Below are 12,514 nucleotides of genomic sequence, written 5' to 3'. Positions count from 1 at the left end.
CCCGCGCGAGCGGGCCGGGCACGAGGCCGGTGGCGGCCCTGCGACCAGCTCGTTTGGCGGTGGAGGGAGATACGTAAGACGATCTCCTCATGACCTCTCGCGCAGTGCTCGCCGCAGTGGGCTCAGCCGTGATCCTCCTGACAGGGGCCTGCGCCGACCCGGCCATGGAGCGGGTGTCGCTCAACACCCCGACGGTCTTCACGACGCCTGCCCTCCCGACGGTCGGCACGACGTCTTCCGCCCCGACGACGTCTGCCGCCCCGCCGGCGACCTCTCTGGACGCGCCGATGGCGACCGGGCCGGCCAGACCCGTGACCGGCGCGCCGAGGTTCTTCATCGTCGCGCGGACCCCGATCGCCCACTTCGCCGACCGCTCCAAGACGGCGACCTTCACTCCGGTACGCCCGGCCGTGCACGACGCCGAAACCGGGGAGTTGGTCGCGGAGGTCCCGCTACCGCCCGGCGTGCGCTCCTCCTGGCACCTCGTGGCCGCCGCCCCCGACAACCGCACCTTCGCGCTGACCGGCTGGACCGGGCCGGATTCGCCCATCCGGTTCTTCACGCTCACCCTCGACGAGAACGGGCGGCCGGGCGAGCCGGTGCCCGTCCCCCGGCCTGAGCAGGACGACCCCGACCAGGCAGAAACCATGGCGCTGAGCGCGGACGCCACCAGGCTCGCCTACGCCACCAGGCTCATCAGGGGCGGAGCCAGGATCTCCGTGCTGGACCTGGCCACCGGGCGGCGCAGGGACTGGAGCACGCGCGAGCAGTCCCTGATCACCGGCCTGGCCTGGGCGCCGGACGGCCGTACGCTCGCCTGGGTCGCCGGCGGCAAGGCCATCGGCCTGCTCGACCTCGCACGGCGTGACACCGACCTGATGGCCGCGACCCAGTTCGCCGCCCAGGGCAAGTGGCTGTTGCAGTCGGTGGCCTACACGCCCGACGGCGGCGCCCTGGTCTACTCGACCGGCCAGACGATCGAACGCCTCACCCTGGACGGCCAGGGCGAGACGCGGGTCCTCGCCCGCCCCGAGCTGCCCCGCAGCGCGTCGCTCGGTCTGCGGTTCAGTATCGACGGGACCGGCCGCCACCTGATGTTCACGCACGAGTGGCAGCGCTTCGTGGTCGATCTCACCGACGGCTCGACGACGTCGGCCCCCATCACGGCGAAGGGGCGTGCGGGAAACCCGCCCAGCGCCACCTGGTGACGCGGCACCTCGCTCCTGCCGGGTGACCTGCGGGGTGTGGCGGGTCCGGCACTGTTGAGGGCCGTGTGGTGACAATGAAGCGTCCTTGGCCCGGTCGGGTGCGGCGCGGAAAGTGTGTGGGTGACACCCCGACTTTTGGAGGCTGCCGATGGCCTGTCCCTTCAAGCTGCCGATTCCCGGTGAGCGGGCATTCCACACGATCAGCCGGTTCCGCTCCGAGGGCGGACCTGTCGTGCGCGTCGAACTCCCCGGACAGGTGCCCGTCTGGGCCGTGGTCGCCTACGAATCGGTCGACGAGGTGCTCTCCAACGACGGCATCCTGTTCAGCAAGAACCCGCGTAACTACACCGCGCTGAACGACGGCACGATCCCCGCCGACTGGCCCCTGCGCCAGGTCGTCGACGGCGACCACCTGCTGACCAAGGACGGCGCCGACCACCGGCGCTTACGCGGCCTCGTCAACCGCGCCTTCACCCCCGCGCGCGTGCAGGCCCTGGCCCCGCGCATCCAGGAGATGACCGACGAGCTGCTCGACCGGATGGCGGAGCAGGGCGACCGGGTCGACCTCGTGCGCCTGTTCAGCGAACCGCTGCCCGTCGCCGTGATCTGCGAGCTGTTCGGCATTCCCCATGACGAGCGCAAACAGATCCGCGACTGGAGCCTCATCCTGCTGTCCCACGAGACCACCCCGGACGAGGCCGTCAAGACCGGGGGCGATCTGCTGGCGTACCTGGCCGCCTTCATCGAGCGCAAACGCGGCGCGCCGGGCGACGACCTGACCACCGCGCTCATCCGGGCGCAGGAGGACGACGGCGACAGCCTGTCCGACAGCGAGATGGTCGGGATCCTGTGGCTGGTGCTCATCGCCGGGCACGAGACCACCGTGCACCTGATCGCCAACGCGGTGGTCGCGCTCTGCTCGGACCCCGCGCAACTGGCCATGGCGCGTGCGGAGAACGCCTGGGACCGAGCGGTCGAAGAGACGCTCCGCGGCCGCAACTCCGTGATCAACGTCATGTTCCGCTACCCGATGCGCGAGGTGCGGGTCTCCGGGGTGACGATCAAAGAAGGCGAGCCGATCATGGTGGGCATCAGCGCCGCGGGGACGGACCCGGCCAGGTTCGGGGAGCACGCCGAGCGCTTCGACCTCTCGCGTGACCAGGAACCCCACCTGGGGTTCGGCCGGGGGCCACACTTCTGTCTGGGCGCGCCACTGGCCAGGCTGGAAGCCCGCATCGCGCTGTCGTCGCTCTTCAGTCGCTTCCCCGACCTGCGCCTGGACGTCGGAGCGGACGACATCGCCTACGTTTCTTCGATCATCACGGAGGGGCCGGTGTCGTTGCCGGTGCTGCTCGGCCCCGTCAAGGACGGCCGATAATTTGGTTGAGCAGGCCCGTGACCCCGATGGCGTCCAGGAGCGAACGCGAGGAGGAGGCGGGCGCGGCGCAGACCGCAGGGTCGGCGGTGACGACCTGCTGGAAGAGTCGCGTGACGCTGGCGGTCTGAATCGCCTCCGACGTCGTGCTCGTCACCGCGGCGGGGCCGCCGCAGGCCGGTGTGATGGCCAGGGCTTCGACCAGTTCCTCGGTGTCCATGGTGTCGATCTCGGGGCTGGACGGGATGTCCCAGTCCGTGGTGAGGTCGGCGTCTTCGATGAAGGAGCAGGTCTCGGCCCTGGTGATCAGGCTTTCGAGCAGGGTGCGAACCGGGGAGAGCAGCGAGGGCTCGGTCTGGGCGGAGGAGGCCGTCCACGGCGCGGAGAGGAAGAACGGCGAGTCGTCCTGCACCGAGCTCAGCGCGCTCGAAGACGCCGACGGGACGAAGATCGAGGCCTCGGCGGTGAACAGCCCTCCTACGTAGGCGCGGACGTCGGTGAGGCTCGTCTCCATCGTGTGCCACGGGGCTGAGCCGCTGACGATGTTGCCGGTGCCGCATATCTGTGGAAGAGGTGCCGCTTCTTCGGCGGCCGCCGCCCCGGCGGTGAGGACGAAGGCGGTGGAAGTTGTGACGAATGCGACAATCGCGTGCTTGTACATGGTGCTCCTTGCTGCGGAATTTCGGTTACCGCAGCGATCAGTACCCTTCGTGTTGGTTCAGTTACTTCATAGTTGGATCTAACATTCTTTAACCGCGTTGCTCCTGAGCCCTTTGGGCCCTATTGTCACGCATCGTGAAACGTCTTTCTCTGACGACTGCGGCTTTGGCCTTCGCTCTGGCGGCGCCATTAGCTGGTACGGCCTCCGCCGATTCGGCGGCATACCCAGTCAAACACCCCAAACTCATTGCCAACCCGCTCTATGAGGCGGGAGCGCTCCCCACGACGACCTGTGAGGAGCCGAAGGCCAAGAAGAACGACCGCAAACTGGCCCGCGCCTACTTCGACGCGGTCGTCGCGTGCTTGGAAACCACCTGGCAGAAGCACCTCACCGACGCCGGATTGCCCTACCGAAAGGTCAGGGTCCAGCACGTCGACAAGTTCCCGAAGAAGTACTGCGGCTACACGACGGGTCGCGCTGATTCCCAGTCCTGGTATTGTGACAAAAATGGGACAATAGCCGTCCAGATCGGTAAGACGTGGCTCAGGGACCCGTCCGACCTCTGGCTCTTCTATACCGCCGCCTCCCTGTACGCCTATCACGTGCAGAACCTCGCAGGAATCTCGGACGCCTACGACGCGGTGCCGTATGGCAAGAAGGCCGAGCTCCACGAGCAGTCCCGGCGCTACAGCCTCCAGTCCGACTGCTTCGCCGGTGCTTTCGCCAAGAGCGTCTGGCCGCTGAAGGGGCGAACCACGAAGGACTGGAACTACCTCGTGTCCCTCGTCGATGGTGACGGCCCCGATGAGGAGCGCACGCTCGGCAGTGCGTCGAGCGCCCGTGCCTGGCTCAAGCGCGGCTTCGCCACCGGCGACCCCGGCTCGTGCAACACCTGGACCGCCCCGTCCTCCAAGGTCGCGTAATATAAAAGCGCTGTTATAGCCCTTGGAGAGGAGCCCGGCCTTGTATCCCCCGATCGAGCCCTACGAGCACGGCATGCTCGACACCGGTGACGGCAACCTCGTCTACTGGGAGGTCTGCGGAAACCCGCACGGCAAGCCGGCGCTCGTCGTTCACGGCGGGCCGGGCTCCGGCTGCTCCACAGGCGCGCGCCGCTGGTTCGACCCGGAGCGCTACCGCATTGTCCTGTTCGACCAGCGGAACTGCGGCAGGAGCCGTCCCCACGCCAGTGACCCGGCCACCGACCTGAGCACCAACACCACCCATCACCTGGTCGCCGACATGGAACTCCTGCGTGAGCACCTCGGCATCGGCAAGTGGCTGCTGTATGGCGGGTCATGGGGGTCGACGCTGATGCTGGCCTACGCCGAGGCCCATCCTGAGCGGGTGTCGGAGATGGTCTTCACCGGGGTCACGATGACGCGGCGCTCCGAGATCGACTGGCTCTACCGAGGCGTGGGGCGGTTCTTCCCCGAGGAGTGGGAGCGGTTCAGGCAGGGTGTGCCCGAGGCCGACAGGGACGGCGACCTGCTGGCGGCGTACGCGCGGCTGACGTCCGACCCCGACCAGAAGGTCAGGGAGAAGGCCACCGCCGACTGGCTGGAGTGGGAGGACGCGGTCATCTCGCTGGAGAGCAACGGCAAGCCGGGCGCCTACAGCGATCGGCCCGATGAGGCCAGGCTGGCGATGGTCCGCATCTGCTCCCACTACTTCTCCAACGCCGCTTGGCTGGAGGAGGGCGTGCTGCTGCGCGAGGCCGGGCGGCTGGCCGGGATCCCCGGCGTGCTGATCCACGGCCGCATGGACCTCAGCGGGCCGCTCCACACCGCCTGGCAGCTCGCCCAGGCCTGGCCCGAGGCGAAACTGGTCGTCGTCGAGGACTCCGGTCACACCGGCAGCACGACGTTCGGGCAGGAGATCCGCGCGGCCCTGGACGGCTTCGCGGATCGGTGAGCGCGGGACCCGCGGCTCGCGACCGTCTGGGCTTTTGGACGGTGCCCGGTGACCATCGCCTCGCCGTCGGTTGACACCGCACGGGTGAGCCGCGGGTTCGCGCGTCGCTCAGCGGGACCGAGCCGCTGACCTGGTCTTTACCGTAGTCTGGCGGACTCTCGGCCACCACCTGTTTAACTGCGCGTCACACCGGCGCCACCAGATCCGAGACGGACCAGATACGCGAGCGCCGCCGTGACCAGCGCGGCCCCGACCAGCAGCGCGCTCACCCACAACGGCGAGCGGAACCCGAGCCCGGCCCCGATGGCGACCCCGCCGAGCCAGGGCCCGACGGTCGCGCCGACGTTGAAGGCCGCCGTGGCGAAGGCGCCGCCCAAGGTGGGCGCCCCGTCGGCCGCATACAGGACCTGCGAGATCAGCGTGGAGCCGACCGCGAACGACAACGTCCCCTGCACGAAGACGAGCACGATCGCGAGCCCCGTCGTCACGGCGAAGGCGACCCAGCCGCCGAGCAGCAGCACCCCGCCGACGACCAGCAGCCGCACGGGCCGCACGTCGGCGACCCGTCCGCTGATCGTCACCCCGGCGAACGACCCCAGCCCGAACAGCGCCAGCATCGCGGGCATCCAGGCGGAGTCGAGACCGGTGGTCCCGATGAGCAGCGGCGCGAGGTAGGTGAAGGTGCAGAACGTGGCCCCGTTCACCAGGGCGCCCAGCGCGAGCAGCACCAGCAGCCTGGGCCGGCGCAGCGCGCGCAGCTCTCCCAGGGGGCTGGGCGCGCAGGCGCCGCCGCCGGGCACGGACACGACGACCGCGACGATCGCCGGGATCAGCGCGACGGACACCGCCCAGAACGCCGAGCGCCACCCCCAGACCTCGCCGAGCGCGGCCCCGCCGGGCATGCCCGCGACGCAGGCGATGGTGACGCCGCCGAGCAGGACGGAGGTGGCACGGCCCTTGGCGTCGGACGGCGCCATGGCGACGGCGGTCGCCATGGCCACCGCCAGGAATCCGGCGTTGGCCAGCGCCGCGACGACGCGCGTGCCGAGCAGCACCTCGTAGCTGGTGGTGAGCGCCCCGACCACGTGGACGACCAGGAAGACGATCAGGAAGGCCAGCAGCGTGCTCCGCCGCGACCAGCGCAGGCTGAGCGCCGCCGTCAGCGGCGCGCCGACGACCATGCCCACGGCGAACGCCGAGGTCAGCAGCCCTGCGGCGGGGATGGACACGTTCAGGTCCTGCGCGATGCCGGGCACGAGCCCGGCCAGCATGAACTCGGACGTCCCCTGGGCGAAGACCGCCAATCCGAGCAGGTAAACAGCAAATGGCATGAAAGAACTCCGCGACCACATCGTGGATCGACAAGGAAGGCGGGCATGGCAGGAAGGACGGCATGCCGCCGGGGTCAGACGAAGGAAAGAGCCCGTGTCACGGTGATCCGAGTGGCGCGCGGGGTCGCGGAGGAAAGCCTCGACGGCGACAGCGCGAAATAAGCCACCGGACGACCGGTGGCTAGCGTCTTGACGCCTCGGGGCTGGACATACGCGGCAACGTAGCAAACCCGATCGTTCCGTGTCCAACCCGTTGTGGCTGGGGGTCTTCCATCCTGTACGCGCTGCCATGGCCCGCCACCCGCCGTACTCCGGCTGATGGCCCTCCAGGAAACGGCCTCTGACCCTTCACCGCCACCTCGCCGTTACGCGAGCCCAAGTTGCCCGGCTTCCATGGTTTCACCTGACCACGGCACACGCCCCGCATCGTCGAGCAGGTCGGCGGGTCCGGCTCGTGGTATGTCTGGCTGGTCACCGCGTACCTGCTCACGTCCTCGGTCAGCGTCCCGATCTACGGGCGCTTCTCCGACCTCTACGGCCGCCGCCGTCTCCTCCTCGCCGGCTTAGCGATCTTCCTGGCAGGCTCTCTGGCTTGCGGGCTGGCAGGTTCGATGCCGTTCCTGATCGTCAGCCGCGCGTTACAGGGTGTGGGCGCGGGTGCGCTGCTCACCCTGGGCATGGCGGTGATCCGCGACCTCCATCCGCCCCACCGAGCCCAGGGCATGATCCGCATGCAGAGCCTGATGGCCGGGATGATGATCGTCGGCATGATCGGCGGGCCGCTGCTCGGCGGCGTACTGACCGATCACGCGAGTTGGCGCTGGGCGTTCCTGATGAATCTCCCCATCGGAGCCGTCGCGGCGGCCCTGGTCACGGTGCTGCTGCCCGAGCGCCGCGTCCAGGCAAGTGCGCCCGGCAAGCTGGACGCGGCCGGGATCGCCCTGCTCGCCACCGGCCTCTCGCTGATCCTGACCGGCCTCAGCGTCAAGGGCAACACCAGCCGCGCCTGGAACGATCCAGCCGTGCTCGGCGCCCTGCTGGCAGGTCTGGCCGTGCTGGCCGCGCTCGTCCCCGTCGAGAGGCGGGCCGTCGCCCCGCTGCTCCCGCCCCACCTCCTGCGACTGCGCTCCTACGCCGCCCTGCTCAGCGGCGGCTTCTTCTTCCAGCTCGCCGTCCTGCCCGTGGGCATCTTCTTGCCGCTCTACCTCCAGCACGTACGCGGCCACTCGGCCACCACCTCGGGCCTTCTCCTGCTTCCGCTGCTGGTCGGGATGACCGTGGGCAACCGGCTGACGGCCGTTCACATCCTGCGCTCCGGGCGCACCAAGCCGGTGCTGGTGGTCGGGGCGGTGCTGGTCACGGTCGGTGCGGCGGCGTTCTTCGCCCTGGCCCCCGACACGTCCCCCGTCCTGGCCGGTACGTGGCTGCTGCTGATCGGCCTGGGCGCGGGGCCGTCCATGGGCGGCATCACCATCGCCACCCAGAACAGCGTCCCCCACGCCGACATGGGGGCCGCCACGGCGGGTTCGATGCTGACCAAGCAGCTCGGCGGCTCCTTCGGCCTGGCCTGCGCGCAGTCGCTGATCGGCGGCCACGGCGAGCTGATCACGGCCGCGGGGGTGGGCGGGATGGTCGGCTGGCTCGGTGTCGGGGCGGGCCTGCTGGCGCTCGCCTCCATCCTCCTCATGCGCGACGTCCTCGTCTCCACCCGTATGCCAGGGCCGGGCGACACCACGGAGTCGGACAACTTGGGCTCGCGTAACGGCGAGTACCGGTGAAGGGTCAGGGGCCGTTTCCTGGAGGGCCGTCGGCCGGAGTGCGGTGGGTGGCCGGCCATGGCAGCGCGTACAAGATGGAAAAAGTATCCGCGCGGCGGGGAATGATCGGGGGCGGAGTGTGGTTACATAACTCGTGGCCGGTGTGTCCAGTGTCCCCGGGCCTCACCTATTGCCTTCACGGAATACCGTTCGGCTGGAGCCGTGTTGTGCCTTTCGCCGAGAGGCGACCTGCACACCGGTACGCACTCGTGGGCGCCCGCCCTCCGATCAGGAGGGCGGGCGCTCAGTTTTTGGCGTAGTAGGGGTCGGTGACGCCGCCGGGGCTGTTGAGCGCCTCGGCGTCGACGTCGGTCAGTTTAGCCCCGGCCTGGTAAGCGCTCTCCAGGAAGGTCAGCACGGTCCCCACGGGATCTCCGAGCGCCCGGACGTCGTCGTAGCGCAGGATTGCCAGATGGCTGCCCCGTGCGGGTATCCATTCGGCCTGCTCGGGGCGTAGCGGCTCGCGCTCGATGCCGTCCGGCTCCGGCGCGGTGTAGGAGTAGAAGGCCGGCCACGGCCGTTCCTTGTCGCCGAACCAGAACCCCGAGCTGATGACCTCTCTGCTGTAGGCCTCCCGGGTCACCGGGTCGGTGTCCGGCGAGACCCGGACCACGCGCCCCGTGAAGCGGGTGACGGCGATGTCGAAGGTGTGCCAGAAGTGGTGCACCGGGCTGATCTTGCCGGAGAAATCGGCGGCGAAGCGATCGAGGAGCTGCACCACCTGCGACAGGATCCGCCAGTAGCGGTTGATGAGCATCGGATCGTAACGTGCGTGCACGGTGTCCTCGGCGAACGGCGTGTCGTCGCCCAGGTCGAACGGCACCGCCCAGATCTCGGGCCGGATGCCCAGCCCGGCCAGGGTCTCGAACAACCGGTCGTGAAAGGACGCGACCGACCTGCCGATCAGGCTGAACTCGGCGCTGCGTCCGTCGAGCACGTCGATCACCAGCCGATGGCGGACGAGGTCGAAGTCGATCGAGAACAGCGGCTGCTCGCCCAGCCCGCCCATCGGCCGGCTCGTGATGCCGCGTCCGGTCGGATGGAACGGCACCTGCCACCAGTGGTTGCGTCGGTTGCTCGAGGTCAGGCGGATCTTGCCCACGATCTGGGCGAAGCGGTGAAAGGTCTCCTTGGCTTCTGTCCACTCAGCGAGCGGCATGGCAGGGAACAGCTCCATGACGGCCCCCTCCGGCGTAGAGCTTTCCCTGCCATGGTAACTACCGCATGTGTTCGGCCGACTCCCAGGGGTGCGTGCTGTCAGCCGGAGCTGACGTACTTTCTGGGCTGCAGGGCGTGGGTCCGCAGCGCCGCCAGGGCAGCGAGCTGGCCGGGACGGTCCATCCGCACCGCCAGCTCGTCGCTGAACGCCAGTTCCAGGGCCGTGAGCTGGGCGACCAGGTCGGCCACCGGAGGGGCGACGTCCTCCAGCGTCGTGGTCGGGTGCCAGCCCTCGCCGCCGACCACCCCCGCCACCCGCTCGCGCAGCTCGGAGGGGGACATCAGGGTGCCGTCGGCCAGCAGCATGAGCGCGGCCTCCCTGGCCGACACCTCGAAGTCGTGCTCGCCCCTGGCCAGCAGCAGCCGCGTCACCGCCGCCCACATGGCCTTGGGCGACCTGAGCAGCCGCTTGCCGTAGTCGGTGATGGCCAGCTTCGCGCCGTCGCGGCTGATCGCGCCCAGCTCCCGCTCGGCCAGCTCGCGCAGCCGCAGCGCCTCGGGCGAGGGAGCCAGGCGCAGCGGCAGGCCCTCGGATGCGGCCAGGGAGAGAAGCCGGTGGAGCGCGGGCAGCGGCTGCGGGGTGACCGGCGCGTGCAGGCGCACCTCGAACGGCTGCGCCAGCTCCCGCCTGGCCGGGCCTCGGCCGAGCACCCAGCGGTTGAGCCGTTCGCCGTGCACCCGGTTGAGCCAGCTGTCGCCGCCCAGGTCGGCCCGTGGCTCGGTGAGCCAGCGGCGGGTCAGGGCGCTGCGGTCGACATCTTCGCCGGAGACGATCGCCAGCTCCAGCGCCGCGGCGCAGGCGATGTGGGCGCCCAGCTCCTCGGGCCCCATGATCATGCTCCATTGCAGTTCCGGCACGTCGGGCGGGAGCACGCCCGTGGCCTCAAGCGCCTGTTGGTAGGCGCTGGTGCCCGCGTCCTCGCCCTCGCGGGCGTAGGTGCGCAGGATCTGCAGAGTCGTGGGCGACACGCACAGCGCCGCGTATCGTTCCAAGCCTCCGATGTGCAGCAGCCGCCCGAGGGAGTGGGCCAGGCTTTCGTGGTCGCCGCCGACCTTGAGCGGCAACGTGTACCAGAGGAACTCGCAGACGTCGAGCTGGGTCACCGTCTCCAACGGCTCCCCACCCGTCAACCATTCGACGGCGGTCCTGGCGTCCTCGGCCAGGTCCGGCTGAGATCGCTCCAACTCGGCGAGAAGGGCGGTGACATCCGGTGCACTCATGCCTCGAAGTTTGCCGTATCGAACCCGGGCCTGACGATGACCGAATCCGGTGCGTATTGGGTCTTGCACGGTGACTACCCTATGCAACCACTATTGGGCCAACTGTAAGTGGATCATATCCACCGTTTCTCGAAGAGCATGCGGGCCCTCCACTCGGTGTAGGGGATGAGCTCAGCGGACAGGATCGGGTGCAGCCACCAGAAGTTGATCACTACGAGGAGCGCGAAGGCACCGACGACTGCGGCTCCGATGGTACGCCGTATCGGCATGGCTCCGGAGGCCGTCGGGGCAGACGATCCGATCAGCAGCCCGGCGCAGAGCGTGATGGCCAGCACCATGAACGGCACCATCGGGATGGCGTAGAACAGGAACATCGTCCTGTTGTCGGAGATGGCGAAGTAGAACCACGGCAGCCAGCCCATGACGTAGGACAGGAGCACGGCCCCGGCCCGCCAGTCGCGCGAGGAGAAGTACCACGCGACGAGCGCCACCAGCGCGGCCACCGCGGCGAACCAGATCACCGGGGTGCCCACGCCGAGCACCGCCTCCGAGCAGTCCTTGACGCCGCAGTTGTTCTGCTTGCCCTCGTAGAAGAAGGCGACGGGACGCAGCAGCAGCGGCCACTGCCACGGCTCCGACATGTAGTCGTGGGGGGTCTGCAGGCCGCTGTGGAAGGTGAAGACCTGCCACTGGTACTTGACCCAGGACCGCACCGAGTCGAAGACGAAGTAGAACGGCCCGGACGAGGTGGCCTGGTCCCAGTTGCGGCCGTAGCCGGTGGCGGTGGCGAACCAGCCGGCCCAGGTCGCCATGTATGTGAGGAACGGCACAACCGTGAACGCCAGCGCGGCCTGCGGCACGTCCTTGCTGATCGCGCTGAGATAGGGCGAGCGCAGCCCCACGGCCCGGCGGGCGCCGAAGTCCCACAGAACCGACATGATCGCGAACGCCACCGCGAACGCCAGCCCCGACCACTTGACCGACATCGCCAGGGCCAGGCAGACCCCGGCCCCGATCCGCCACCACCTGATGCCCAGCGACGGGCCGTCCTTGGCTATCGGCCCGCTCTCGTACCAGGCGACGAGCCGCTCTCTGGCCTGGTCGCGGTCCACCACCAGGCACGCGAACGCGGCCAGCACCCAGAACATCAGGAAGATGTCGAGGATCGCGGTGCGCGAGAGCACGAAGTGCAGGCCGTCAAGGGCCAGCAGCAGTCCCGCGAAGCAGCCGAGCAGCGTCGAGCGGGTCATCCTGCGTGCCAGCCTGGCCAGGACGAGGATCGACAGCGTGCCCACGACGGCCGCCGCGAAGCGCCAGCCGAACGGGTTGAGCCCGAACAGCCACTCGCCCACCCCGATCATCCATTTGCCGAACGGCGGATGCACGACGTAGGAGGCGCACTTGTCGAGTTGTTCGGGGGTGCACGACTGCCAGATGTCGGTGTTGCCGGCCAGGATGGCCTTGTCGGCGTCCTTGACCGTGACGCGCTCGACACCCCAGGTGATCAGCGAGAACGCGTCCTTCATGTAGTACGTCTCGTCGAACACCACGGCCTTGGGGTGGCCGAGCCCGATGAAGCGCAGGATCCCGCCGAAGAGGGTGACCAGTAGCGGCCCGATCCATCCCCACATCACGCTGCCGCGCATGGGCGGGATGACCCGATCGCGTACGGATCGCGTCTGAGGAAGGCTCTTGCCGACCTCCGAGCTCTCGTAGGCCTGGTACGGGGAATCGGTCACCGCCATTCGGACATCGTACGGGCCCCAGAG

Annotated in this window: 10 protein-coding genes; 5 read left to right on the top strand and 5 right to left on the bottom strand. The window is 69.1% G+C overall.

What is annotated here, in order from left to right:
• Positions 1 to 89 precede the first annotated feature (89 nt).
• The gene (locus tag ACFOY2_RS14125) at positions 90 to 1,208 is read left to right on the top strand and encodes a hypothetical protein (protein ID WP_379528431.1); all 1,119 of its coding nucleotides are present in this window, start codon (positions 90 to 92) and stop codon (positions 1,206 to 1,208) included.
• Positions 1,209 to 1,356: 148 nt separating this feature from the next.
• Positions 1,357 to 2,586 carry a cytochrome P450 family protein gene (locus ACFOY2_RS14120; protein WP_379528430.1) on the top strand — a complete coding sequence of 410 codons (1,230 nt, stop codon included), beginning with the start codon at positions 1,357 to 1,359 and terminating at the stop codon, positions 2,584 to 2,586.
• Here the strand turns inward: ACFOY2_RS14120 and ACFOY2_RS14115 are convergent.
• Positions 2,570 to 3,244: a hypothetical protein gene (locus ACFOY2_RS14115; protein ID WP_379528429.1), complete on the bottom strand. Its 675-nt coding sequence runs from the start codon at positions 3,242 to 3,244 to the stop codon at positions 2,570 to 2,572. The genes ACFOY2_RS14120 and ACFOY2_RS14115 overlap by 17 nt on opposite strands.
• 134 nt (positions 3,245 to 3,378) lie before the next feature.
• Here ACFOY2_RS14115 and ACFOY2_RS14110 point away from each other — a divergent pair, with 134 nt between their 5' ends.
• Positions 3,379 to 4,167: a neutral zinc metallopeptidase gene (locus tag ACFOY2_RS14110; RefSeq protein ID WP_379528428.1), complete on the top strand. Its 789-nt coding sequence runs from the start codon at positions 3,379 to 3,381 to the stop codon at positions 4,165 to 4,167.
• A gap of 40 nt (positions 4,168 to 4,207) precedes the next feature.
• Positions 4,208 to 5,158, top strand: coding sequence for a prolyl aminopeptidase (pip, locus tag ACFOY2_RS14105; RefSeq protein ID WP_379528427.1), 951 nt, complete (start codon positions 4,208 to 4,210; stop codon positions 5,156 to 5,158).
• A gap of 173 nt (positions 5,159 to 5,331) precedes the next feature.
• Here pip and ACFOY2_RS14100 read toward each other — a convergent pair whose 3' ends face one another.
• The gene (locus tag ACFOY2_RS14100) at positions 5,332 to 6,489 is read right to left on the bottom strand and encodes a Cmx/CmrA family chloramphenicol efflux MFS transporter (RefSeq protein ID WP_379528426.1); all 1,158 of its coding nucleotides are present in this window, start codon (positions 6,487 to 6,489) and stop codon (positions 5,332 to 5,334) included.
• 425 nt (positions 6,490 to 6,914) lie between these two features.
• Here ACFOY2_RS14100 and ACFOY2_RS14095 point away from each other — a divergent pair, with 425 nt between their 5' ends.
• Positions 6,915 to 8,267 carry an MFS transporter gene (locus tag ACFOY2_RS14095; protein WP_379528685.1) on the top strand — a complete coding sequence of 451 codons (1,353 nt, stop codon included), beginning with the start codon at positions 6,915 to 6,917 and terminating at the stop codon, positions 8,265 to 8,267.
• 283 nt (positions 8,268 to 8,550) lie between these two features.
• Here the strand turns inward: ACFOY2_RS14095 and ACFOY2_RS14090 are convergent, their stop codons facing one another.
• The 3 genes from ACFOY2_RS14090 to ACFOY2_RS14080 form a co-directional block, all read right to left on the bottom strand.
• Positions 8,551 to 9,483, bottom strand: coding sequence for a DUF5996 family protein (locus ACFOY2_RS14090; RefSeq protein ID WP_379528425.1), 933 nt, complete (start codon positions 9,481 to 9,483; stop codon positions 8,551 to 8,553).
• 80 nt (positions 9,484 to 9,563) lie between these two features.
• The gene (locus ACFOY2_RS14085; RefSeq protein ID WP_379528424.1) at positions 9,564 to 10,745 is read right to left on the bottom strand and encodes a hypothetical protein; all 1,182 of its coding nucleotides are present in this window, start codon (positions 10,743 to 10,745) and stop codon (positions 9,564 to 9,566) included.
• Between the two features lie 113 nt (positions 10,746 to 10,858).
• Positions 10,859 to 12,490, bottom strand: coding sequence for a dolichyl-phosphate-mannose--protein mannosyltransferase (locus ACFOY2_RS14080; RefSeq protein WP_379528423.1), 1,632 nt, complete (start codon positions 12,488 to 12,490; stop codon positions 10,859 to 10,861).
• Between the last annotated feature and the right edge of the window lie 24 nt (positions 12,491 to 12,514).

It is taken from the genome of Nonomuraea purpurea (assembly GCF_042650645.1).
GTDB lineage: Bacteria > Actinomycetota > Actinomycetes > Streptosporangiales > Streptosporangiaceae > Nonomuraea > Nonomuraea purpurea.
This window is presented reverse-complemented; position numbering and strand designations above follow the sequence as displayed.